This is a genomic window from Bacillus sp. S/N-304-OC-R1 (genome assembly GCF_019749375.1).
GTDB lineage: Bacteria > Bacillota > Bacilli > Bacillales > Cytobacillaceae > Cytobacillus.
Genome location: NZ_JACWFE010000021.1, coordinates 21,048 through 45,431 on the forward strand (window position 1 = coordinate 21,048; position 24,384 = coordinate 45,431).

A 24,384-nucleotide genomic window follows, 5' to 3' on the forward strand; every position below is an offset into this window, starting at 1 on the left:
TCCCTTTATCGTCTTCTAATTCTTTTTGCTAATATATTTCCGAATGACTGCAAGCCTTGAACCATCACGACTAAAATTCCAACCGTGATCAGCATGACAGTCGTATCGAACATTTGATATCCATACGTAATCGCTAAATCGCCGAGACCGCCGCCGCCGACTGCTCCAGCCATTGCGGAAGCTCCAATTAATCCAATCGTTGCAATCGTTAGTCCTAAAACGAGCGAGCTGAGCGCCTCTGGAATGAGGAACTTGAAAATCACTTGAGCCGGTGTTGCGCCCATCGCTGCTGCCGCCTCAATAACTCCTGGGTCTACTTCCAGCAAGGAGTTTTCTACTAATCTTGCAATATAAGGACCTGCGTAAAATACGAGCGGCACAATCGCAGCCGCCGTTCCAATGGAAGTCCCCACTATAAATCTAGTTACAGGAATAATAGCCACTAATAAAATAATGAATGGAACAGAACGTAGAATATTAATGATGATGTTCAGCACATTGAAAACTGGCAGATTTTCAAGCAGCTGCCCCTTCCTTGTAACAACGAGCAGGACTCCCAGCGGCAGACCGATAATCGCTGAAAACAGGAGCGAGAAAGCAACCATTTGTATCGTTTCCATTAACGCTTCAATGATTTGATCTTGATTAACTAGCATTTGGTTTCACTTCCTTTATTGAAACATTCTCTTGGTGAATGAACGTTAGCGCCTTATCAATCTCACTCTCAGTACCCTGGAATTCTACAACCAGGTTCCCGAATGGCGTTCCCTGAAGCTCGGTAATATTGCCAAAAAGCACATTCACATGAATATCAAATTGCTTGGCTAATTTTGATAGAAGTGGCTGGCCTGTTGAACTGCCGACAAAATTAATCTGGTATACCTTCTGCAGCCCGCTTTCAACGATTTTCTGAATAGAATCAGGGATTCCAACATTCATAACAGTGCTGACGAAATTTTTGGCTGTTTGCGTTTGCGGTGACGAAAATACATCAAAAACGGAGCCTTTCTCAATGATCTGTCCCGCCTCAATAACAGCAACCCGGTCACAAATTTCTCTTATAACAGCCATTTCATGAGTGATTATTAAAATCGTGATGTTATATTCCTCGTTTATTTTTTTCAAAAGTTGCAAGATAGAGCTCGTTGTCTGCGGATCCAGTGCTGAAGTTGCTTCATCGCACAAGAGAATGCTAGGCTGAGTCGCTAGTGCTCTTGCAATGCCAATTCGCTGCTTTTGACCGCCTGATAGCTGATCGGGGTAATTATTCGCTTTATCAGCAAGCCCGACAAATTCCAGTAATTCAGTTACACGCTTTTTAATTTCATCTTTCGGCACTTTCGCAAGAGTAAGCGGCATCGCAACATTCGCAAAAACAGTTTTTGAGTTTAGCAGATTAAAATGCTGGAAAACCATTCCGATGTTTCTTTTTATCTCTCTGATCTCCTTTGCGGAAAGGGCCGTCAGATCATGGCCATCGACAATTACTTTTCCTGAAGTTGGACGCTCGAGTAAATTCACACAGCGAAGAAGGGAGCTTTTTCCGGCACCGCTAAAACCAATGACCCCGAAAATTTCGCCTTTGTTAATTTTTAAATTGATCCCATTCAGTGCAGCAAACTGCTTTCCACCGCTGTCATACACCTTTCGTAAATCCTGAAATTCAATCATGAACCTCTCTCCTCTTTTCATTAAACAATCGACCTCAAAATAAAAAACCTCTTCCATAGACAAGAAGAGGCTATCCTTTAACGAAAAAGGCAAAGAACTCTTCTTATCTCCCAAGCATTGTGCTTGCTGGATTTGGCACAGTCTCCTAAACGGATTCCGCTGCCGAGGCTTCATCGGGCCAGTCCCTCTACCTCTCTCGATAAGAATTGAATATTATTAAATTTTTCAAAAATAAAAAACCTCTTCTACAAACAGAAGAGGACAACATACTCATAAATGGCCTCTTCTTATCTATCAAGATCATCTTGCTGGATTTGGCACAGTCTTCCGAATGGATTCTGCTGCCGAGGTATCATTGGGCCAGTCCCTCAACCTCTCTCGATAAGAAGTAAATCGTATTCATCTTTTACATAATTAACACTTTACAACGCGAAAGCATAAAAGTCAAAGGTTATTTCAGAATAATTTTTCAAATAGTAATATTGTCTTATTTTGAAGATAGCTAATTGTAACTTAAAGAGGCAGAATCATCTTCTGCCTCTCTCTGCATTATTTTTGAAATACCTTTTCTCCGTTCATATACGTTGCTTCTACACTTACTTCATCAATCTTTTCTGGGCTGACTTCAAGGATATCCTGATCAAGTATAATGAAGTCTGCATAATAGCCCGGCTTTAATTGTCCCACATCAGGGATGCGTGTAATCACCTGTGCTTCTCGAGTGTAGAGCTCAATAGCCGTTTCTATATCAACTCCCTGATCTTGACCTGTATCAGTGCCATCATAAGCTATCCGTGTAACAGCAGCCTTTAAGCTAACAAAAGGGTCAACCGGATCTGCCCAAGCGGTTGCTGGAGCGTCAGAAGAGAACGCCACTTTAATGCCTGCTTCAAGCATCTTTTGAACCGGATAGGTTGTTTTTGTTCGTTCTGCCCCTAAATTATTTAAATAGCTCTCAATTTCTGCAAAAAGGAAAATCGGCTGAGGAACAAAGGCGATGTTTGTTTCCGCTGCTCGCTTGATTGCCTGCTCAGTTGGCATGGCCGCATGCTCAATGCGAATAGAAGGAGCATCCTGCAGCCAGCCTTTTTTACCGTAGAATGTATCAATAATCTGATCAATCGCTCTCTCACCCATGGCGTGAACGACTAGCTGAACTCCATGCTTTTCTGCTGCCTCAGCCGCTTCAAGTAATTCCTCTTGAGAAGTCGTAGAAATTCCATAGTTTTCATCATCACCAAGGAATGCAGGGTTTACCCATGCGGTTCTCCCGGATACACTTCCATCAGCAAACAGCTTAATGCCCCCGATATGAACCGGATTTTCCCTATTCGTCTTGTTCTCGTCCAAGATCATTTCCTTCTTTAGATCTTCCCATATATAATAAAGGACTGTTCGCTGTTTAAGGCCATGGTCACGTGCTTCATTATACATGTCTAAATAATCAATCGGCTTCCTTAATGCCATCAGATCTGTAATCGCTGTAATTCCACGCTGAAATAAAAATGGGCTTAGCTCTGCGAGAAGTGTTGCATTTTCCTCAATTGAGCGTGCAGGCATTGCATTTAAGACTAAATGCTTTGCATTTTCTCGCAGTATTCCAGTCGGTTCCCCGTTAGCATCACGGTCAATTTGGCCGCCTGGCGGATCTGGTGTTTCCTTCGTAATCCCTGCCAACTCTAAAGCCTTGCTATTAACAGAAATGATATGTGCACAAGTCCGAGTCACGACAACAGGCACATCAGCTGCAGCTCTATCTAAATCAGAACGAAGGGGTGCACGTTTGTCTGTTAGCTTCCCTTCATCATAGCCCCAGCCTTCAATCCATTCTTCTGCTCCTGTTAATTCACGCTGTTTGCGAATCTCATTTACCATATCATCAATTGAATGAACTAGTGGTGCTGTACAAGCTATTTGCTTTGCAGCATTAGCTAAATAAACCGGGTGAAGGTGGGCATCAATGAACCCCGGAAGTACTCGGCGCCCTTGAAGGTCAACACGCCCTCCTTCCATTTCCGCCATATCCTTTTCATCGCCAATCCATTCAATACGCCCCTTACTAACGATCATAGCGCTTGCATATGGCTGATTTGGGTTAGATGTGAAAATACGTCCATTATGGAAAATAGTTTTTTCGACAATCATTAAAAATCTCTCCTAACTTTTTATGCCTCAACACAGATGAATGATTTGCTGTTAATCATTATTCACTAAAGCAGAGTCCTGACCTTCTTTAGCAGAAGTAAATTTATAGATGATGCTTCCCGCAATAAACCCAATAATAGCTGGGACGAGCCAAGAAAATCCATTTGCACTGAATGGTAGTATGCTAATAAATCTCTGTACGGCTGGAATATTTACACCAATTACCCCTAATGTCTCGAGCACGCTCACGATAAACGTTAATAGAATGGCGCCACGATAAGAACCTGGATTCGGGATCACTTTTCGAAATAGACCAAGGAACACTAGTACGATGGCAACTGGATATAGAGCTAGGAAAATTGGAAGTGCATAATTAATAATCTTCTCCACTCCTAGAGACCCGATTCCGATTCCCGCTAGACATACAACTAATACCCAAGCACGATAGCTAAATTTGTTTTTCGTTAAATCATTTAAGAATTCCGCAATAACTGCAATAACACCAATTGCAGATGTTAAACAAGCTAAGGCAATCGCAATGGATAGAGCAATTGCTCCGCCGCTGCCTAATAGGGTATTAACGATTTCCGATACAAGCGTTGTACTATCAATATCTTTTGGGAACATTCCGCTGCCGGAAGCACCAATATAAAGCAAGCCTCCGTAAACAATTAACAGGCCAAGACCGGCAATAACCGTACCTGTTAGTGCAATTTTGCGCATCCCTTTTCCTTTATAGCCATAGCTTAATATCGCTGCGATAAAAATAGGGGCACAGAAGATTCCAGTTACAACATCTCCAGTTTGATAAGCACTGATAAATGCATTAGAAAATGGCGACTTTAAGTCTGTTGCCACTGGCGTACCAATCGGATCAAATATTCCTTTTCCAACAATAAACAATAGAATGATTACTAACACCGGTGTTAGAAATTTTCCGATTTTTTCAATTACGTTTGATTTATCCATTGCAAAATAATAGCTGACCGCAAAGAATACAACGATCGTGACAATGGAAGGAACTTGTGGAAATAAAGTGTGAACACCAAGCTCATGAGTCGTTGCTGCCATGCGCGGAATCGTAACAAACATACCAATGCCAACCATTAGCAATAGATTAAATGCCTTATAGAACCATGGGCTAATCGGTCTTGTTAATTCTTCAAATCTCCCGCCAGCGTTCAAGATTGCGATAACCGCTAATAACGGAAGAGCAATACCTGTAACGCAGAAACCAATTAGAGCAGGAATCCAATTCGTACCTGATGCATTTCCGATCGATGGAGGAAATATTAAGTTACCTGCACCAAAATAAATCGCAAATAGAGCAAAACCTAATATAAGACTGTGCTGTATTGTTTTGTTCATATTTCTCATACCCTTCATTTTTTTTAGGAAACGTTTCCATTTCCTTTTATTACTTTCGCGAAAGTTGCTTTGAATTACTATTTAGAGTGCAATTTTTATGCCATATTTTTATGAGAGTGAAGATTTTATTTTAAATTTAGCCTTTTTTGAATACTCTCTGACAACTCGCGACTGGATTTAACAAGCTTTTTAACTTAAAAATTTTTTCAGTAAGCCTTTCCACTTTTTTAAATTATGGAAATATTTATGCTTTCGTCATAAAATAGACAAAAAAAAGAGAGGGAAAAATTTTTCCCTCTCCATAAAAATATTTTTACCACAATTATTTTATGTTGTATTTCTCCAGCTTGTATTTTAAAGATTGCTTAGAAAGTCCTAAGCGCCTTGCTGTTTCAGCAATTTTTCCATTTGTTTGAATCCATTCGTTCATAATGATGGATTTTTCATAGTCTTCAACCGCATCTCTTAAAGACTGCACTTTCGGAACCTTTTCTATTACATTCGCTTTACCGGAAAAGTTTCGAATTCGATCTGGTATATCATCAATGGTAATCTCGGATGTGTTTACTTGGTTAAACGCATTTTCCACTGCATTCTTCAGCTCGCGAATATTCCCCGGCCAGCTATATCTTTTAAAGCACTGGAGAGCCTCCTCGGTCATGCCTTCCACATAGATATTCATAATATTATTGTAAAAATTAATATAGTATTTCAAAAGCACTTCAATATCATCCGGCCTAACTGAAAGTTTAGGCAGGTTAATTTGTACAACCCCTAAACGGAAAAATAAGTCCTGCCGTAAGCGTTTCTCTTCAACGAGAAGGTCCGGGTCTTCATTGGTTGCTGAAAGAACACGGATATCAAGCTGAATATTCTTCTTCCCACCAATTCGGCGAATCGTTTTTTCCTCAATCGCCTTAAGCAGCTTTACTTGAAGATTAATGTCCAGGGAGTTTATTTCATCTAAAAATAATGTGCCGCCTTCTGCCTGTTCAAACAGCCCGGGCATATCCTCAGCCCCTGTAAAGCTGCCTTTCGTCGTACCGAACAACGTACTTTCCAGCAGGCTCGCAGGAATCGCTCCACAGTTAAAGGAAATAAAAGGCTTGCCAAACCGATCACTTAAATTGTGAATTGATTGGGCTACAACCTCTTTTCCCGTACCGGTATGACCGTAAATTAAGACAGTTGAATCCGTTCTGGCTACCTTTTTTATCTTTTCTTTAACAGCCATCATTTGTGGATTGACGGTGACAATATCGTCAATGGTGTAGATCGTATTATTTTTTCTATACATCTTATGCCCAGCATATTCGTCAAGAAACTGGATATTTTCTTTCGTGAAGTAATGTTTGGAAAACTCAATCGCCCCAACAATTTCATCGCCTTGTTTGATCGGATATGTTGAACTTTTTGACACATAGGAGCTGCCTGTTTTCGAAATCATTTGCTGCTCCACATTAATTAAGGCTTCCCCAGTTTTTATCGCCCGCATAAGTGTGCTATTTTCTTCTGTCAGGTTTTTATAGAAGCTTGTAATATTTTTCCCAAGAAATTCTTCAGGCTTTTCACCTAGCTTCTTCAAAATATGTAAATCCGCCAAATCATAAAAAATCGTCTTCCCCGTTTTATCTACGACTAATACATTATCAAAATCGGACAGTTGCTTTAAGTCCGCAGTCTCCATTTCCAATTTGGTCCCCTCCCATCGAAAGTCCTTGTTTACGACTATATATAATTTCAGATTAATCAAAAAAAGATGAGAACCGACATAGGTCGATCCCCATTTTTAATTTCCCGCACAGCCTCTTATTTATACCGCCTCACTGCCATTTTTTATCTCATCCGGAATAAAAAGAATTCCAAGCTCATGATGATCGCCTTCGTATAGAGCTCGTTGAGCAAAACGGATTTGTCCATTTACATCAAAAACCTCTAGCTTACAATGCGCGCGATTTTTCAAAAGGGCTTCATAGAAGCTTGTCCGGTCATGAACAACAAGACCATTGACCTTCGTGATCAGCTCTCCTACCTTCAAACCCATATTGCTTGCCGGAGATCCAGGAATAATACCTAATACCATAACACCCTGGTTTCTTTTTGAAAAGTAAAACGGAAGATTTTCCTCTTGGATTCTCTGCCTTAATGTAATCATTTCGCGTCCAATAATCGCAATCGTCACGACCACAATCGATGCGAGCGGATACCAGTAGCCTGAAATCGATAATAGCGCGATGAAAACACCTAACCAAATAACCTTTTTACCGATTTTCTTCACAGCACCGGCTGGCAAATTGCCTTGCATACGCTGAAAAAAGCCAATGGCAAACGGAACAAGAATAATAGAATATGTACTTCCTCCAACCGTAAAGACCGGCCACCATTCAAATGGCGCCTTCAATGCTTCTCCAGGGATCAATAGAAACAGCGGCAGCATCCAAAGCCTTTTTACCTCATGTATGCCCACTCTCTGGCCGCGCTTACTCGTTATTAGTTTTGGAGAAGAGCCTTTCCGTCCATTTTTGAAAATCAAAATCCCTTCACCGATTAATAGTAGAGCTAGAAGAACAGCGATCGATGGAAAAACAGTTTCCTCTGAGTCTTTGATTGATGTCAAAAATGCCGGTAGCTGCCATTGTTGCTCTGCAGCAAAAATGGTCGCAAAAAAAGCAAAACCTAGCGTGTATGCAGGTGCCATCCACCGAATCCTCGTTGTGATGCTCCACACCAATGTAAAAATAGCAGTAAATACAATCGTTTCAAGCGGAACAACTAGACCGGCGGTGATAGAAACGAGTGACAGCACTAGTCCAATGATTATGCCTAACGGAAGCAGCTGCCTCAGCTCAAAATAAGCATTCTCCGCACGAACATGAAAGTTCTTTCTCTCCCGCTTCACACGTGAAACGCCCAATAAAGCTACTATGAAGAAAAGATAGTAGAAAACCGGATTCAAAAAAAGCTTGCCTGTCCCTTTCAATATTTCAATAAGCCATTCAAGAGCCAACTTAGCCACCTACCTCTATGTACAAAACCAGAAAATAATTTATTTGATCGTACTATTTTAACCTATTACTCTATATTCTATCAAAATGTCCACTTAAAGCCTATTGCTATATTTTTGAAATGGTTTTCATTTTGAGAAATGTTAGAATTCAAGCTATTGGAAAAAGCAAAAAGCCACCGTTCGATTGAAACGGTGACTATATTTAATCGCAGTAAAAGGGCTGTACGTACTAATTTATTGACGAGCTAAAAACCTTAAAGCAGTTTGAAGCTGCATATCATTTTCCTCTTTTTTCATTTCAGCTATTACTGCCTTTTCGAGTGTGGAAGCTGTTTTCTTGTCAATTTTCCCGGATGGTGTCAGGTCGTGCTGCTGCTGAAATGCGCGAACCGCCGTTACAGTCGACTCACTAAAGTATCCATCGCTTCTGCCAGGAGCATAGCCTAAACCATCAAGCATTTCCTGCGCATTTTTCACTTGCTCATTATTCATATCCTTGGCTAATGCATCCTCAACCTGAAGTGGATGGGTATGAAATATTTTCGGCTGCTTCACTTCAATTGTTGGCTTGATACCTTTGTTATGAATCCAGTTTCCATCCGGCGTGAGCCATTTATATAAAGTTAATTTAATATTGCTGCCATCCCCCATCGGAACCGGCTGCTGGACTGTCCCTTTTCCAAACGTATTCACCCCAATAAGCGGATACCCTTGAGCTTCTTTTAAAGCACCTGCCAGTATTTCTGATGCAGAAGCACTGCCATTATCAATTAACACAGCAATCGGATAGTCTTTTGCCTTTTTTAAAGTAGAGAAATAGCGTTTCTTCTCGCCTTCACGCTTTTCGATTTGAATATACGGCTTTTCACCCGTCACCAGTTCTCTTAAAATTTCCTCAACCGAAATCAAGAGCCCTCCAGGGTTGCCCCGGACATCAATCACTAAGCCCTCTAATCCCTTTTTCTCCAACGACCTTAAGCTCTTTCTGAATTCATCCGCTGTGTCTTGAGAAAATGAAGTAATTTCAATATAGCCAATCGCTTTTCCATCTTGTCTTTTCAGATCAGAAAACACGGTCATATGAGGAATTTCGTCCCGCTGGACCTGCACAGTGATCGGCTCTTTTAACCCTTCCCTGCCAATTTCTAATTTCACCATCGTGCCTTTTTTTCCGCGAATTTTAGACGTTGCCTGGTAAAGGTCCAGCCCTTTTATGCTCTCCCCATCCACCTTCAAAATTTGATCACGCGGTTTTAAACCCACTTTTTCAGCAGGAGAATCTTTAAATGGCGATACGATAATAATTTTTCCATCCTCCATGCCAACTTCAGCACCAATTCCTTCAAAGGAGGACTCAAGCGTCTCATTAAACTGCCTAACCGTTTCCTTGTCCATATAAATGGAATATGGATCGGAAAGCGTGGCCAGCATCCCCTGAATCGCCCCTTCGACAAGCTGCTTTTCCTCTACTTTTTCCACATAACTATTCAGAATAAGGCTGTAAGCTTGCTCGACCTTTCCCAAAACCCCACTGTCTAAGGCCTGTGGCAACATGTTGTCCGATTTATGGGAAGTATCCATTTCCGCTCCATCGAGGAGTGTCCCTTGATTCAGCCATTTCATCCCTGCATATGTACCGCCCGCTCCTGTCAAAAGCGAACCGGTCATCAATAAAGCCATCCATTTTCTATTCATCCCATCTTCCTTTCTATTCGCTGCACATTCAAATGATATTTAACGACGTGAATGCTTGGCTTTTTTCCAGTATCATGCCTGCCTTTTTTGTTAATAGGGATGCCTTAGTAATTCAATATATGTGGGAAGTGGACGGGTTATGAGAGATTTTATGGGTGGGGGGGGTTGTGTGAGTGTTTTTTGAGGGGAGTGGGGATTTTGAGGGCATTGATGCGGGTTATTTGACCAATTTTCTTAGGAGAGGGGATTTTCGGGTATATTGAGGCGCTCTATTTGACCTATTTTCTTAGGAGAGGGAATTTTCGAGAATATTGAGGCGTTCTATTTGACCTATTTTCTTAGTAGAGGGGATTTTCGGGAATGGTGAGGCGTTCTATTTGACCAAATTTCTTAGGAGAGGAGATTTTCGGGTATATTGAGGCGTTCTATTTGACCTATTTTCTTAGGAGAGGAGATTTTCGGAAATGGTGAGGCGTTCTATTTGAACAAATTTCTAAGGAGAGGAGATTTTCGGAATATTGAGGCGTTCTATTTGACTGTTTTTTTATTAGAATTGCAATAACGGGAGCATTAGAACATTTCTGAATGTTTTTCAAACAAAAAAAAGAAGAGGACTCGGCCCCTTCCTTCTGCATTATCATTATACTTTTAAAAACTTTCGAACTGACATCATACTTCCCCAAATACCGATCAAGGCGCCCATTAGGAGCAGCAATCCAGATATTTGGTATATAAACGGGTTAACATGGAGCAGCTCGATAAAGTTTCCTGAAAGCTTTGGCTGTAATAAATCGTAGAGATAATAATAGGATGTGGCAACCAGCGCGATTGGCAGAAAAGAGCCAAGAAGCCCGAGCCATAGGCCCTCTAGGAAGAATGGCCATCTGATAAAGGCATTTGTTGCCCCTACTAATCTCATAATCTCAATTTCTCTTCTTCTTGCAACAATTGTAATTTTAATTGTATTGGAAATCAGGAACATCGCTGTAAATAACAGTCCAATGATTAGAACAATCCCAACATTACGACTAGTTTTGATGATTGAAAAGAGCTTTTCAATTTTTCCTTGGCCGTATTTTACTTTCGACGCATATTCCATTTTTTCGATCTTTTTCGCGACCATCATGGTGTCCTCAGGCTTAACCGTTTTCACAACAAACACATCATTTAGAGGGTTGTCCTGTTCAAAAAGCTTATACGCTTCCCCTTCGTCTCCAAAACTCTTAATTAAATTGTTAAGCTCCTGATCCTTTGGAGAGTACTTGACTGATTTCACCTCAGGAATCTTTTCAATCTTCTGACCTAAGATTTTTTGATCCTCTTTACTCGCAGCCACGTCAATATGAACACGAATTTCTACTTGAGCCTCAAGATCAGTAGCTACTTTATTTAAATTCATCATGATGACAAAAAATACACCAACTAAAATGAGCGTAACTGTAACAGCACTAGCAGAGGCAAACGTCATCCAGCCATTTCTCGCCAAACTCTTAAAGCTTTCTCTTAAATGACGTCGTAAAGTTCTAGCTTTCATAGCCATAATCACCTCGCTGCTGATCACGAACAATCTTTCCGCTTTCAATGGCAATTACACGGTGTTTGATCGTATTAACAATCTCTTTATTGTGTGTAGCCATCACGACAGTCGTGCCCCTTGTATTAATTTCTTCGAAGATATTCATAATTTCCCAAGATGTATCCGGGTCTAGATTTCCTGTCGGTTCATCCGCAATGACAACCTTTGGTGCATTCACAATCGAGCGCGCAATCGACACACGCTGCTGCTCTCCCCCTGATAATTCTGTTGGAAGCATGCGTGCTTTATGCTTTAAATTAACAAGCTCCAATGTTTCCATTACTTGCTTTTTAATATATTTCGGCTGTTCCTCTGTCACTTCAAGTGCAAAAGCTACATTTTCATAAACTGATAGCGTCGGCAGCAATTTAAAGTCCTGGAACACGACACCAATATTACGGCGGAGAAGTGGAACCTTGCTCGCCTTTAATTTCCCAAGATTGACACCATTGATCATAATCGTCCCGCTAGTTGGCTTTTCTTCTCTATACATCATTTTAATAAAAGTTGATTTCCCGGCACCGCTTGGACCAACTACATATACAAATTCTCCGGCTTTGATATGCACATCAATCCCGTTTGCCGCGACAACTCCATTCGGATACTTTTTATATACATCCTGCATTTCTATCATATACATCACCTAATTTTTTGTGGTTTAATTCGACTGAATTGGCAAAAACGTCTATATAAAAACAACATTCGATAAAATACGACACCCAGAAAACGACAATTATTGAATCATACTTTTCCATTATAACATCAACACTTGCCTAATTACTTTGAAAAAATATTACATTTTCTTTTCATAGAGGGAAACGTGACGAGGGGACGGTTCTCTCGTCCCACATATGAACATCAAAAATAATAAAAACGTTCCGTCGGGTGGACAGAACGTTTTCGGAAACCTTATTTCTTAGCAGCTAGCCACTCTGCTACTTTTGATGCTTCATCGCCTTTAAGAAGTCCCGCAGGCATTGCACCTTTCCCGTTAGCTAGAATGTTTTCAATATCTTCCTTAGAAAGCTGGGAACCAATTTTGTTAAGTGCAGGTCCTACGCCGCCTTCAAGGTTCGCGCCATGGCAGCTTGAACATTTTTGATTAAACAGCTTTTCCGCATCTCCTGCTCCAGCTGTTGTTGTTTCTCCGCCTGTTGTTGTGCCCGTGTCCTTCTTATTGTCCGCATTACCTCCGCCGCCACAAGCTGCAAGGACAAGAGAAGTACCCATTAGTAGTGCAAGAAGCTTCTTTTTCAACGCAATATCCCCCTCTGGAAAAATTACATACTACAGCTATATTATACCAATACTCTACACCCGTTTGAAACCCTCGCCAAGCACCTCAGAGGCATCTGTAACCACGACAAACGCTGTCGGGTCAATGGTTTTGACCAATTGTTTCAACTTTGTGAATTCTGTCTGGTCAACAACACACATCAACACTGGGCGCTCATTATCAGTATAACCACCGTATGCTGTTAGTTTTGTCACACCTCTGTCAATTTTATTCAAAATTCCATCACGAACTTCATTTTGATTTTCCGTAATTATCAGCACCATCTTGGATCGGCCGAATCCGATCTGTACAATATCAATTGTTTTACTCGTCACATAAAGCGCTAGGAGCGCATAAAGCCCTCTTTCAATATCGAATACAATTGCAGCTGTAAGTACAATCAATCCATCGATGATCGCTACACAAGTACCTAGTGTAAGCCCCGTAAACTTATTAATAATTTGTGCAGCAAGATCCGTGCCGCCGGTTGACGCTTTTCCGCGGAATACAATCCCCAAGCCAAGGCCAACACCGATTCCGCCAAATAAGGAAGCGAGCAGCGAATCATGTGTCCAAGGCTCAAACCCTTTTGTGAGAAACACGACAAACGGCAGAAATACTGTCCCAACGAGCGTTTTTATCCCAAATTGTTTTCCGAGAAAAATAACTCCCGCAACAAAAAGCGGAATATTAAAAGCCCACTGCACATACGCCGGTTCCCAGCCTACAACCGCAGCCAAAATCGTACTAATCCCGCTGACGCCGCCTGAAGCAATTTGGTTTGGCAGCAGAAACACATTAAATGTTATTGCAATTATGGCTGCGCCAAGGAGGATTAAGAAGTATTCTTGAATGGTTTCTAAAGTTGATTGGGATGAATTATGTTTTTTTGACATGGTTTTCTCCTTTGATGTTTGCGCTGGTTTTGTTATGGTTTATGTCTATTAGGTAACTAATATTTCTTGTATATGTATTACTATGAACTTGGCTGTTTGAGAAAGATCACTTTCGGGCTTTGTTATGAAGCTGCTTATTGGACATCACGTGATGTTTTATTTATAGACTTGTCAAATAAAGTCATTTATTGACCCACTTTGGGTTATTTTTCTATGTACTTGTCCAATAAAATTGTTTATTGACCACTTCGGGTTATTTTTTCTATGTACTTGTCCAATAAAATTGTTTATTGACCACTTCATGCTATTTTTCCATTGTTCTTGTCCGATAAAAAAATGCTTATACAAGTCTCCGTGTTGCTTAACTCTACACTTTCCGACAGTGAGTATAGCATGGTGGGAATTATGTGTAAATGCCAGTAGATTGCTGTGTTAAAGGGGTAAAATAATGGAGAGAGTATCTCCGTAGTAGGTTGTGAAGCGTTGGCTTAAACTATAAGGAGAAAGTTATTATTTAGTTAAATCAAGTTTTTTTCTGCAAATTTGCAGTATGTCTAGAGTTCTTGTCTAAATGAAATCAATTCCCACTTTTTATCCAATTGAACAACATTGCTTGCCAGCTTTCTGTGTTATAATCACGATAAGGAGGTGACAAAATGGAGAGAATTCTTAAGGAAATATTAGACCAGTTAAAGGACCATTCGAAGAGATTTGATTCTATTGATCAGAGATTCGATGTGGTTGACCAAAAATTTGATGCTGTCGATCAGAGATTTGATGCGGTTGATCAAAAATTTAAAGTTGTTGATCAGAGATTTGATGCGGTTGATCAAAAATTTAAAGTTGTTGACCAGAGATTTGATGCGGTTGATCAAAGATTTGATGCGGTTGACCAAAAATTTAAAGTTGTTGATCAGAGATTCGATGCGGTTGATCAGAGATTTGATGCGGTTGACCAAAAATTTAAAGTTGTTGATCAGAGATTCGATGCGGTTGACCAAAAATTTGATGCTGTCGATCAGAGATTTGATGCGGTTGACCAAAAATTTGATGCCGTCGATCAGAGATTTGATGCGGTTAATCAAGAATTTAGTTCTATAGCTCAAAGATTTGATATGGTTGATCAAAGATTCGATACGGTTGAACAAAGTCTTCACAGGCTGGAAGAGACTGTTCAGAATCATGCGACGGAGTTTAGAAGCCACTTGAAACATATTGAATCAAAATTAGATCAGCATGAAGAAGCTTTTCAAATTATTTCTGATAAGTTAGATATTAAAAGAAACAAAAACCGTACACATTGATCGAACGGAATAATCGTAAAGAATCCACGTAATTGCTCCACTTTCATCATAGGCAAACGCCAATTTTTCCAAATAAAAATGCCTTTGCCTCGATTAGCTGGCAAAGGCTATTAATGTTTAGCTTAATTTTGAACGTAAAAAAGCATCGATGAATTGATCGAGTTCCCCATCCATCACTGCCTGGACGTTTCCAGATTCCGTGTTTGTGCGGTGGTCTTTGACCATGGAATATGGATGGAATACGTAGGAACGGATTTGGCTTCCCCAGCCGATTTCTTTTTGTTCGCCGCGGATATCAGCCATTTGCTGCTCTTGCTCTTCAATTTTCTTTTGGTAGAGCTTGGCTTGGAGCATTTTCATGGCGCGCTCGCGGTTTTTAATTTGGGAACGTTCGGTTTGGCATGTTACAACTACACCTGTTGGAAGATGTGTAATCCTTACCGCTGAGTCTGTTGTATTGACGTGCTGTCCGCCGGCACCGCTTGAACGGTATGTGTCGACTTTTAAATCCTCTGTACGAATATCGATATCGATTTCATCATTAAATTCCGGCATGATCTCACAAGAAACAAATGAAGTATGGCGTCGGCCTGAAGAGTCGAATGGTGAAATCCGAACCAAACGGTGTACACCTTTTTCCGCTTTCAAATACCCGTAAGCATTGTGTCCCTTAATACTTAAAGTGACACTCTTGATTCCAGCCTCATCTCCCGGAAGGTAATCAAGGGTTTCAACCTTATAGCCTTTCTTTTCCGCCCATCTTGTGTACATACGAAGCAACATGGAGCCCCAATCCTGTGACTCTGTTCCGCCTGCTCCAGGATGAAGCTCTAGGATGGCATTATTTTTATCATATGGCTCGCTTAGAAGAAGCTGAAGCTCAAACTCATTGAAACGGTTAGACATTTCCTTTAACTCTGTCTCAAGATCTGCCTTAAGCTCCTCATCATTTTCTTCCTTCACAAGCTCGTAAGTTAACTCAAGATTGTCATAAATTGCATTTAAATCATAAAGCTCATGAACTTGATCCTTTAAAGCATTCATTTCACTAATCACAACCTGTGCCTGTTGCTGATCATCCCAGAAACCAGGCTGAAGCATTGTGTCGTCAAGCTCTGCAATACGTGCCTCTTTGTTTTCTAAGTCAAAGAGACCCCCTAAAGTCCGCCAATCGCTTAGCTGCTTTTTCTAACTCATGTCTAATATCTGCTAATTCCATTTCGTCACCTCATAATTTTTATAACCTTCATTTTTACAAACATGATATTTATTATACTGTCTAAGATAAAAATTTTCACACCTAAAATCAATTTGACCTAGTAAAATTGCGTCCATATTTTTATCAATTCGCTCATTCAGTATGAATTTAAGTCTATTTTCAACATTAAAAGTAACCACAAGAAAGCCGGCTTACCAGTTATCAACGGCTCGCCGGCCTCCTCTTTTTTAAAAATTAAACGCCACAGCAGTTTTTATACTTTTTGCCGCTTCCGCAAATGCAAGGATCATTTCGACCAACGCTAATTTGCTTTACGACAGGCTTTTTCTTTACCTTTTCGCCGTCTTCCTTTGGATTCACGGCTTGCCCTTTTGCGACCTCTTGGCGCTCAAGGTTATTGCGAATTTCAGCCTTCATAATGTACTTCGCAACATCTTCTTCAATGGCAGCAACCATATGCTCAAACATCGCGAAGCCTTCATGCTGGTATTCTCTTAATGGGTCAATTTGACCGTATGCACGAAGGTGAATACCTTGACGAAGCTGATCCATTGCATCAATATGGTCAATCCACTTAGAGTCAACAGCACGAAGAACGATAACCTTTTCGAATTCGCGCATTTGCTCAGGCTGAAGCAATTCTTCTTTTTCATCGTAACGATGCTTCACTTTTGCAAAAATCGCATCTACGATTTCTTCTGTTTCCTTGCCGCGAAGGTCATCAATTGTAATGTCACCTTCATGAAGGAGGTTTCCATTTACATAATCAACGAGACCTTGGTAATTCCATTGTTCATCATCGCCTGTATTCGGTGAAAAGGCTTCAACATTGCGCTCGAGAGAAGTTAAAATCATTTTTTCAACGATTTCACGAAGATTTTCTGATTCTAAAACTTCATTACGCTGCGTGTAGAGAATTTCACGCTGCTGGCGTAGAACATCATCATAAGATAGAAGCTGTTTACGGGCATCAAAGTTATTGCCTTCCACTCGTTTCTGAGCAGATTCAACAGCTCTTGATACCATCTTACTTTGGATAGGCTGAGTGTCATCCATGCCAAGACGTGCCATCATGGATTTCATATTATCAGAACCGAATCGACGCATCAGTTCATCTTCCATTGAAAGGTAGAATTGAGTTACACCAGGATCTCCTTGACGTCCGGAACGGCCGCGAAGCTGGTTATCAATCCGTCGGCTTTCATGGCGTTCTGTACCGATAACAGCTAGTCCGCCAAGCTCCTTCACGCCTTCTCCAAGCTTGATATCCGTACCACGTCCTGCCATGTTCGTAGCGATCGTAACAGCGCCTCTTTCACCGGCATCTGCAATAATTTCAGCTTCACGACCATGGTTCTTCGCGTTCAAGACATTGTGACGAATGCCTTTTTTCGTTAAATATTTTGAAATAAGCTCTGACGTCTCAATCGCAACTGTACCAACGAGAACAGGCTGTCCATTTTTGTGGCGCTCCGCAATATCTTCACAAACCGCGCGGAACTTTCCATCCATTGAAGCGTAGATTAAATCCGGACGGTCGTCACGGGCAATTGGACGATTCGTCGGAATCACAACAACATTCATATTGTAAATATTGCGGAATTCCTCTTCTTCCGTCTTCGCTGTACCTGTCATCCCGGCAAGCTTCTCGTACATACGGAAGTAGTTCTGGAATGTAATTGTTGCGAGCGTCATGCTTTCATTTTGAATTTCTAGACCTTCTTTTGCCTCAATCGCTTGGTGAAGCCCATCGCTGTAGCGGCGGCCCTTCATCAAACGACCAGTAAATTGGTCTACAATGACAATTTCGCCCTCTTGCACAACATAATCCACATCAAGATGCATGCTGGAATGCGCTTTTAAAGCCTGTGTAATATGGTGGTTTAACGTTACATGTCTAATATCAAAAAGGTTTTCAATGCCGAAAGCACGCTCAGCCTTTGTCATTCCTTCTTCTGTCAGCTGAACCCCTTTAGTTTTTTCATCATATGTGTAGTCTTCATCTTTTTTCAGTGTGCGGACAAAAGCGTTCGCTTGAATATAAAGTGCTGTAGACTTTTGCGCAGACCCCGAAATAATTAACGGTGTACGGGCTTCATCAATTAAAATCGAGTCAACCTCGTCAATAACAGCATAATAAAGCGGGCGCTGAACCTTTTGCTCTTTATACAGAACCATGTTATCACGGAGATAGTCAAAGCCTAGCTCATTATTCGTGCTGTACGTAATATCTGCTGCATAGGCTGCCTGCTTTTCTTCCTTAGTTAGCCCATTTAAATTCAACCCAACAGTTAGGCCAAGGAACTCATACAGCTGACCCATTTCGTTGGCGTCACGGCTAGCAAGGTATTCGTTGACTGTTACAACGTGAACCCCTTTGCCTGAAATCGCATTTAAATAAACCGGCATAGTCGCTGTAAGTGTTTTACCTTCCCCAGTCTTCATTTCGGAGATGTTTCCGTCATGCAAAGAAGCTCCCCCCATGATTTGGACAGGGTAAGGGTATAGACCTAACACACGGCGTGAACCTTCTCTTACAACAGCAAATGCTTCAGCGAGTAAGTCGTCTAAAGATTCGCCCTTTTGAAAGCGCGCTTTGAACTCTTCTGTTTTCCCGCGGAGCTCATCATCCGAAAGCTTTTCCATATCTGAAGCCAATGCCTCAACTTGTTCTGCAATTTTAGTTAGGCGTTTTAGTTCGCGTTTATTCTGATCGAACACTTTATTTAAAATTCCAAGCATTAAAAACGCTCCTTTATATTGGATATGAGAGGCATTGTAAAAAGCCGCTAGTTTAAAAAAAGATTCGCTGCAAAACGGCTGAATCCTCCCATGAACTCTCACATTATACCTATTAATATTACCACTTTCACTAGGGGGTGACAACTTATGGGGGTGAGGCGAGGCATGTTGACAAATTTTTCAGTTGTAAAAGGAGTTTCTAATTGCACAGGTGGGGTTAACACATTCCTAAAAATCGAGAAAAAAATAGCGGAGAATCCTCCCCGCTACCTTCCTTGTTTTTTCATAAATTCTACCACGTCAAGGTCAATTTTCCCCTTCGCTTGTTCACGTGCTTCAAAGTTTTCTGTATGAATATATGTGGTTAACGCTTTATGGAACAGTTCATCGTCATGCTCAGTCTCTAAATATTGTAGGCGGACCAATTCCCGGGCTGCCGTCTCTTTTACTTCCCCCGCAATCTCTACAATATTCCCTTCCTTTGCAGGAGCGAAATAAAGCTGCTGCAGCTCATAAATCCGAATAAGCTCCTTAATCGGTTCCGGGTGTTCGTCAACTCGGAGATCGATATAGCGATCATTGAATCCGCCGTAGCCTCCTTTATCTTTTACTACAAGCAGCGCTGCGGATTGCTGACCACGGCTATCCCCGCCAGCTTCCTGTCCGGCATCTAGTGCGGCAAGCAAGCGTTCTGCCAATGATCCTTCTGCACTTTGGAAAGTGTCTGCCATCGCCTTCACTGTTTTTTCGTCTACTAATATATTTCCTTGAGCTGCAAAATGGGGACCTGCTACCCCTCCAGCCCAGTCGTAACAGCCTGATCCCGTGAAGGTCGCCGTGTTCCCTTCAGCATCAATAATTCCAACCTGACGCAGATCTTTTTGCGGATCTTCCCCAGTGATGATGTCCATTACCTCTTGCGCTGTTTTCCCTTGAGCCATTAACTGGAGCGCCCTCGGTCCATAGGATGTATTCGCATATGATTGAGTGGCAACCGCACCAACTCCTGCTTTGGCAAACGGTACAACCGCTCCGACACCGAGAAACTTAGATTGAACAGCAATGCCCCATTCTTTTTCCTTTGGATCGTAACCAACAATTGAAAATGTCATTTAAATGCCTCCCCTTTTTTTGAAAAAATATTTACCAAGTCGCAATCGCTCCGTCCGTACGCGATTCGGTTCCTCCCATATAAACGCCCGTTTCTAAATCACGCCAAATGATTTGTCCGCGGCCAAATCCGCCTGTGTCGGCCATCATTTCAATTTCATGCCCTTTTCTCATCAGAGCCTGTGCCAACGGAAGCGGAAAATGTGGTTCAACTCGAACTTTTTTATCTGTCATCCACTGCCATCTCGGCGCATCTAGAGCAGCCTGAGGATTAAGGTGAAAATCAACGGTATTCATTACTACCTGCATATGTCCCTGCGGCTGCATAAATCCGCCCATTACCCCGAAAGGACCGACAGCCTGATTCCCTTTTGTTAAAAATCCAGGAATGATCGTATGGAATGTCTTCTTCCCTGGCTTTAAAGCATTATGGTCGCTAGGATCTAAAGAGAAATCATGTCCTCGGTTTTGCAAGGCAATGCCTGTCCCTGGAACGACCAAACCTGAGCCAAATCCCATGTAATTGCTTTGAATGAACGAAACCATATTCCCTTCTTCATCAGCAGCAGCAAGATAAATCGTTCCTCCGCTAACAGGCTGATACGGTTTCGGTATTAGAGCCTGCTCGCCAATTTCAGCCCTTCTCTTGGCCGCATACTCATCTGAAAGGAGCTCCTCTATTTCAATTCTCATCTCTTTCGGATCGGTAATATAAGCTTTTCCATCTGTAAAAGCGAGCTTCATCGCTTCAATTTGTTTATGTATCGTATCCACAGAATCCCGGTGATTAAAGGAGTAACCGCTTACAATATTTAAACCTAATAACGCAATGAGCCCTTGTGTACTTGGCGGGATTTCCCACACATCATAGCCACGGTAGTTAACCTTTATCGGTGTTACCCATTCCGCTTTATACCCGGCTAAGTCATCTATTGAAAGAAATGCATTATATTTTTTCGCAAATGCATCGATCTTTTCTGCTAATTCACCCAGATAAAAACTTTCACCGTATGTATCACCAATGGATCTCAATGTTGCCGCGTGACCTTCTGAACGCCACATCTCACCAATCTTTGGCGCTCTTCCATTTGGAGCAAAGGTATCAAACCAATGCTGGAATTCGTCCCCCTTCAGCACCTGCTTGAATCTGCGGTAAGCAAAATCCCAATACTTCCCTAAAACAGGGGTTAACGGGTAGCCACCCTCCGCATAATCAATAGCTGGCTGAAGGACTTCCCGGAGTGAAAGCCTGCCAAATCTTTTCGAAAGCTCAGCCCATCCGGAAGGAGCTCCCGGCACCGTAACCGGCATCCAGCCATGAACAGGCATTTTTTCATGTCCTCTTTCCTTAAGCGCTTGGATCGAAATACTTTGTGGCGCAGGACCGCTAGCATCAAGCCCGTAAAGACTCCCGTTTGTCCAAACGAGCGCAAACGCATCTCCACCGATTCCATTTGAGGTCGGCTCCAAAACGGTTAAGGCAGCCGCCGTGGCAATCGCTGCATCAATGGCATTTCCGCCTTTTTTTAATATATCCAGTCCAGCCTGTGCGGCAAGCGGCTGTGAGGTCGCAACCATTCCCCTCTTTGCCATGACAGTCGTTCTTTGTGATGGATACGGATGAAACTGAAAATCAAAATTCATTAGCAACACCCTCTTAATCTTATTATTTAGATTATACCAAATTATTTTAAAATTAAGGTGTATCTGGAAGATTTTTTTCGTGACTCGAAGGAAATGTAAAAACCCCGCACTAGGCGGGGTTCTGAAACTTTATCGTTATTGAGCTTCAATCAGACCATAACGGCCATCTTTGCGCTTATACACTACGTTAGTTAGACTTGTCTCAGCATTTGTAAACACATAGAAATTGTGACCTAACATATTCATTTGAAGGATCGCTTCTTCGCTATCCATTGGTTTCAAATCGAAGCTCTTTTGACGAACCACTTCAAGCTCTTGATCTTCATCAGCTGGCATTCTTTCAGATTCATCCAGAGTGACGAACATCGCTGGGACATTGCCCTTCTCACGGAACTTGCGGTTCACCTTTGTCTTATGCTTGCGAATTTGACGCTCAAGCTTATCAGTGATTAAATCAATCGCTGCATACATATCATCGTGAACTTCCTCTGCACGAAGCACTAAATTCGGCATTGGAATTGTAACTTCCACTTTAGATGTTTTATCTTGATACGTTTTCAAATTAACATGTACAGTTGATTCAGGAGTTTCAGTAAAATACCTTTCAAGCTTAGCAATTTTCTTCTCGACATACTCTCGAATTGCTGGAGTTACCTCAATGTTTTCACCACGAATGTTAAAATTCATAAGTGAGCTCCTCCTTTTCATTTACAAATGCTACGCCATTTTTAAAGTAAGAAAAAGGCGCTAAGTCTTTTAAATAAGACTATATGTTTACAGTTCTATTTTACCCCATAATTCTCCTGCTAGTACAGCGAAAAAGTTTGTGGAATTTGTCGGTTTTTTGAAACTTACCTAAGGAGTTGAAGTGTGTTTAGTTAGTGGACATAAAAGAGGCTATTGATGATTGAATTCACGAATTTTCCGTTCATGCTGCAAAGTCTTTTTCGAGACAAAATCAACCGTTTCCTGTGTTTCAGTTAACTCCACACGAAACCCATCCATTTTCTTCTCCATTCGGTCTAAGCGCTCGTCCATTCGGTCTAAACGTTCTTCAATTTGTTCCATTCGAGTTTCAATCCGATCCATTTTTGTTTCAATTCGATCAAATCTTTCATCAATTTGTTCGAATCTTGCCTCCATTCGGTCGGAGTGTATTTTTAATGCACTTAAGATTTCTTTTAGCATTGTGCTATGTTCCATTTTATTCACCTCCTTTTATATGATTGCCTGTGTGAGATTAATGATTGTAGACAGGCATTGTATTGATTATAGACATTGTGCATTGTAATTACTAGTTGGGTGTTAATTCATAATCGGTGAGAAAGTGCAAAAGATTCATGCCCAACAGCCCATCATCATGGATTCCAATGGAGATACCCATACTAGTTAAATCTAGTCGTTTTGTTTACCGTTCTTCAAAACATTGCAAGTGGAAAGCAGACCATTCAAAGCAAGTTGAATCATCTTATGTAAATCCGCTAGCGGCATATCTTAATTGATTAATATCCTTCTCCAGACTTGAGGGCTTGCATGCTGCAGGGTAATTTTTAATTGATAGATCAAGTAGGACACCTCTTTCTTTTATTTTTATTATTACAACTACTTAAATATTTGGGCGAGAGAGAGGAAGAGGAGAGAAATTGCAATCCAAAAAAATATAAAAACAGCCGGAGAAAAACGATTAGTTATTCTCTAGCTGCATTATCTTTGAAGCAATAAAAAAGCCTCAAGTCTCTGTTCACAATTTTATATCGATATTTCCACCTAAATGCGGCTGTGCAGCTTGTTGGATAGCTTTAACATCTGCTTCGGACAGCATTTTGGTTAGTAAATCAGCATTTCCTTCTCCTTGATCCATTGCTTTTTTTAGGATGGAAATAGAGGCTTGCTGCTGTATTTGGCCTTGGTTTAAGGCAACTGACAGAAATGCAATATCCATATGAACTCTCCCTATTAGAACCTATGTTAAAAAAGTTTACTTCTTCTTATCTAAAAACATTCCATCAATTGAAATATTCCCATAAGGGTCTGCATATTGATGGGTATTTTTCTTTTGTTTATGCAATAGTTGTATATCTTTTTTAATAACATTTTGATGATTAGATATTAAGGTCTGCATTCGTCCCTCTAGTTTAGCTAATTCTGCTTTGCTATCTTGATCAAGTGCTTTTAAATCAGGTAATTGTTTTAGGATTTGCTCCCTTTCATCTAAAAGCTTCAAAGTCGTTTCAATATATTCCTCACGGCCATTTACAGGTAAATCATTTTCAAGATGCGTTAATAGCTGCTTTGTTTTTTTTATAAATTTAACTAACGCCTCCACTATGCCTGTCCACTCTCAGCCATTTGTGGTTTTTTAGCAAGTCTTATGGCCTCTTTCCATGTATCTCGGAATTCGGAAACAAACCCTTCTACTTCATCGAGAATTTCTATGCTGTTTTTTGTATTAGCTTCAATTAACCGTCTATTAATATAATCGTACATCTGCATAATGCTTTTAGAAATCTCAACATTCATATCTAAGGTAATCATTAATTCATTGATTACATTTTGAGCTTTTACAAGATTGATATGACGTTGTTCAATATTATTATTTTCAATCCCCATTTTGGCTAACTTAATAAATTTCAAACAGCCATTATAAAGCAACAGCGTTAATTCCCCAGGAGAAGCGGTATTAACTGAGTTTTGTTTATAAGCTTGATAAGGTTGATTCATCGCCATTCTA

The 24,384-nt window shown here is 41.0% G+C and carries 21 protein-coding genes and 2 riboswitches; of the genes, 1 reads left to right on the top strand and 20 read right to left on the bottom strand.

The features are described 5' to 3' along the window. Positions 1-5 precede the first annotated feature (5 nt). The 11 genes from H0173_RS16260 to H0173_RS16310 form a co-directional block, all read right to left on the bottom strand. On the bottom strand, positions 6-656 hold the full coding sequence (locus tag H0173_RS16260) for a methionine ABC transporter permease (RefSeq protein WP_221847564.1): 651 nt from the start codon (positions 654-656) through the stop codon (positions 6-8). Beyond that, positions 646-1,671: a methionine ABC transporter ATP-binding protein gene (locus H0173_RS16265; protein WP_221847565.1), complete on the bottom strand. Its 1,026-nt coding sequence runs from the start codon at positions 1,669-1,671 to the stop codon at positions 646-648. Before H0173_RS16265 ends, H0173_RS16260 begins: the two co-directional genes overlap by 11 nt. Positions 1,672-1,771: 100 nt before the next feature. Beyond that, a riboswitch (SAM riboswitch) is annotated at positions 1,772-1,877 on the bottom strand. A 78-nt stretch (positions 1,878-1,955) separates the two neighbouring features. Beyond that, positions 1,956-2,059, bottom strand: a riboswitch (SAM riboswitch). Positions 2,060-2,220: 161 nt separating this feature from the next. Continuing rightward, a complete protein-coding gene (locus H0173_RS16270) occupies positions 2,221-3,816 on the bottom strand; it encodes an amidohydrolase (RefSeq protein ID WP_221847566.1) in 1,596 nt (531 codons plus the stop codon). Positions 3,817-3,867: 51 nt separating this feature from the next. Next, positions 3,868-5,184, bottom strand: a complete 1,317-nt coding sequence (brnQ, locus tag H0173_RS16275) for a branched-chain amino acid transport system II carrier protein (protein ID WP_221847567.1) — start codon at positions 5,182-5,184, stop codon at positions 3,868-3,870. 322 nt (positions 5,185-5,506) lie between these two features. Further along, positions 5,507-6,871, bottom strand: coding sequence for a sigma-54 interaction domain-containing protein (locus H0173_RS16280; protein WP_260631230.1), 1,365 nt, complete (start codon positions 6,869-6,871; stop codon positions 5,507-5,509). A gap of 126 nt (positions 6,872-6,997) precedes the next feature. Beyond that, positions 6,998-8,191, bottom strand: coding sequence for a PDZ domain-containing protein (locus H0173_RS16285; protein WP_221847569.1), 1,194 nt, complete (start codon positions 8,189-8,191; stop codon positions 6,998-7,000). A 234-nt stretch (positions 8,192-8,425) separates the two neighbouring features. Then, complete coding sequence (locus tag H0173_RS16290) at positions 8,426-9,886, bottom strand: S41 family peptidase (RefSeq protein ID WP_221847570.1); 1,461 nt, start codon at positions 9,884-9,886, stop codon at positions 8,426-8,428. A 640-nt stretch (positions 9,887-10,526) separates the two neighbouring features. Beyond that, on the bottom strand, positions 10,527-11,420 hold the full coding sequence (ftsX, locus tag H0173_RS16295) for a permease-like cell division protein FtsX (RefSeq protein ID WP_221847571.1): 894 nt from the start codon (positions 11,418-11,420) through the stop codon (positions 10,527-10,529). Continuing rightward, the gene (gene ftsE / locus H0173_RS16300) at positions 11,410-12,096 is read right to left on the bottom strand and encodes a cell division ATP-binding protein FtsE (RefSeq protein ID WP_221847572.1); all 687 of its coding nucleotides are present in this window, start codon (positions 12,094-12,096) and stop codon (positions 11,410-11,412) included. Before ftsE ends, ftsX begins: the two co-directional genes overlap by 11 nt. Positions 12,097-12,371: 275 nt before the next feature. Further along, positions 12,372-12,719 carry a cytochrome c551 gene (gene cccB, locus H0173_RS16305; RefSeq protein WP_221847573.1) on the bottom strand — a complete coding sequence of 116 codons (348 nt, stop codon included), beginning with the start codon at positions 12,717-12,719 and terminating at the stop codon, positions 12,372-12,374. Positions 12,720-12,773: 54 nt separating this feature from the next. After that, positions 12,774-13,634, bottom strand: coding sequence for a YitT family protein (locus H0173_RS16310; RefSeq protein WP_221847574.1), 861 nt, complete (start codon positions 13,632-13,634; stop codon positions 12,774-12,776). 656 nt (positions 13,635-14,290) lie between these two features. Here H0173_RS16310 and H0173_RS16315 point away from each other — a divergent pair. Further along, positions 14,291-14,938, top strand: coding sequence for a hypothetical protein (locus tag H0173_RS16315; RefSeq protein WP_221847575.1), 648 nt, complete (start codon positions 14,291-14,293; stop codon positions 14,936-14,938). Between the two features lie 117 nt (positions 14,939-15,055). Here the strand turns inward: H0173_RS16315 and prfB are convergent. The 9 genes from prfB to fliS form a co-directional block, all read right to left on the bottom strand. Further along, positions 15,056-16,157 (bottom strand): peptide chain release factor 2 gene (gene prfB / locus H0173_RS16320; protein WP_221847576.1). Its coding sequence is split into 2 segments (ribosomal slippage): positions 15,056-16,084 and positions 16,086-16,157, totalling 1,101 coding nucleotides; the frame shifts between segments, so codons are not numbered across the junction. A gap of 234 nt (positions 16,158-16,391) precedes the next feature. After that, positions 16,392-18,899: a preprotein translocase subunit SecA gene (secA, locus tag H0173_RS16325; protein WP_221847577.1), complete on the bottom strand. Its 2,508-nt coding sequence runs from the start codon at positions 18,897-18,899 to the stop codon at positions 16,392-16,394. A 266-nt stretch (positions 18,900-19,165) separates the two neighbouring features. Then, a complete protein-coding gene (locus H0173_RS16330) occupies positions 19,166-20,011 on the bottom strand; it encodes a DUF1028 domain-containing protein (protein ID WP_221847578.1) in 846 nt (281 codons plus the stop codon). A 31-nt stretch (positions 20,012-20,042) separates the two neighbouring features. Beyond that, a complete protein-coding gene (locus H0173_RS16335) occupies positions 20,043-21,653 on the bottom strand; it encodes a gamma-glutamyltransferase family protein (RefSeq protein ID WP_221847579.1) in 1,611 nt (536 codons plus the stop codon). A gap of 135 nt (positions 21,654-21,788) precedes the next feature. Then, positions 21,789-22,340 carry a ribosome hibernation-promoting factor, HPF/YfiA family gene (gene hpf / locus H0173_RS16340; RefSeq protein ID WP_221847580.1) on the bottom strand — a complete coding sequence of 184 codons (552 nt, stop codon included), beginning with the start codon at positions 22,338-22,340 and terminating at the stop codon, positions 21,789-21,791. Positions 22,341-22,550: 210 nt separating this feature from the next. After that, a complete protein-coding gene (locus H0173_RS16345; protein ID WP_221847581.1) occupies positions 22,551-22,856 on the bottom strand; it encodes a hemolysin XhlA family protein in 306 nt (101 codons plus the stop codon). 538 nt (positions 22,857-23,394) lie between these two features. After that, complete coding sequence (locus H0173_RS16350; RefSeq protein WP_221847582.1) at positions 23,395-23,595, bottom strand: YjfB family protein; 201 nt, start codon at positions 23,593-23,595, stop codon at positions 23,395-23,397. Positions 23,596-23,631: 36 nt separating this feature from the next. Then, positions 23,632-23,979, bottom strand: coding sequence for a flagellar protein FliT (fliT, locus tag H0173_RS16355; protein WP_221847583.1), 348 nt, complete (start codon positions 23,977-23,979; stop codon positions 23,632-23,634). Then, positions 23,979-24,380, bottom strand: coding sequence for a flagellar export chaperone FliS (fliS, locus tag H0173_RS16360; protein ID WP_221847584.1), 402 nt, complete (start codon positions 24,378-24,380; stop codon positions 23,979-23,981). The genes fliT and fliS overlap by 1 nt, the downstream gene beginning before the upstream one ends. Positions 24,381-24,384: the final 4 nt, after the last annotated feature.

Bases quoted from the DNA above. Each gene is read 5' to 3' on its own strand.
- H0173_RS16260 (WP_221847564.1), bottom strand. From the start codon at position 656: ATGCTAGTTAATCAAGATCAAATCATTGAAGCGTTAATGGAAACGATA.
- H0173_RS16315 (WP_221847575.1), top strand. From the start codon at position 14,291: ATGGAGAGAATTCTTAAGGAAATATTAGACCAGTTAAAGGACCATTCG.
- H0173_RS16310 (WP_221847574.1), bottom strand. From the start codon at position 13,634: ATGTCAAAAAAACATAATTCATCCCAATCAACTTTAGAAACCATTCAA.
- H0173_RS16265 (WP_221847565.1), bottom strand. From the start codon at position 1,671: ATGATTGAATTTCAGGATTTACGAAAGGTGTATGACAGCGGTGGAAAG.
- brnQ (WP_221847567.1), bottom strand. From the start codon at position 5,184: ATGAACAAAACAATACAGCACAGTCTTATATTAGGTTTTGCTCTATTT.
- secA (WP_221847577.1), bottom strand. From the start codon at position 18,899: ATGCTTGGAATTTTAAATAAAGTGTTCGATCAGAATAAACGCGAACTA.
- H0173_RS16280 (WP_260631230.1), bottom strand. From the start codon at position 6,871: ATGGAGACTGCGGACTTAAAGCAACTGTCCGATTTTGATAATGTATTA.
- ftsX (WP_221847571.1), bottom strand. From the start codon at position 11,420: ATGAAAGCTAGAACTTTACGACGTCATTTAAGAGAAAGCTTTAAGAGT.
- H0173_RS16335 (WP_221847579.1), bottom strand. From the start codon at position 21,653: ATGAATTTTGATTTTCAGTTTCATCCGTATCCATCACAAAGAACGACT.
- H0173_RS16290 (WP_221847570.1), bottom strand. From the start codon at position 9,886: ATGAATAGAAAATGGATGGCTTTATTGATGACCGGTTCGCTTTTGACA.
- fliS (WP_221847584.1), bottom strand. From the start codon at position 24,380: ATGGCGATGAATCAACCTTATCAAGCTTATAAACAAAACTCAGTTAAT.
- hpf (WP_221847580.1), bottom strand. From the start codon at position 22,340: ATGAATTTTAACATTCGTGGTGAAAACATTGAGGTAACTCCAGCAATT.
- H0173_RS16270 (WP_221847566.1), bottom strand. From the start codon at position 3,816: ATGATTGTCGAAAAAACTATTTTCCATAATGGACGTATTTTCACATCT.
- H0173_RS16350 (WP_221847582.1), bottom strand. From the start codon at position 23,595: ATGGATATTGCATTTCTGTCAGTTGCCTTAAACCAAGGCCAAATACAG.
- H0173_RS16330 (WP_221847578.1), bottom strand. From the start codon at position 20,011: ATGACATTTTCAATTGTTGGTTACGATCCAAAGGAAAAAGAATGGGGC.
- H0173_RS16345 (WP_221847581.1), bottom strand. From the start codon at position 22,856: ATGGAACATAGCACAATGCTAAAAGAAATCTTAAGTGCATTAAAAATA.
- ftsE (WP_221847572.1), bottom strand. From the start codon at position 12,096: ATGATAGAAATGCAGGATGTATATAAAAAGTATCCGAATGGAGTTGTC.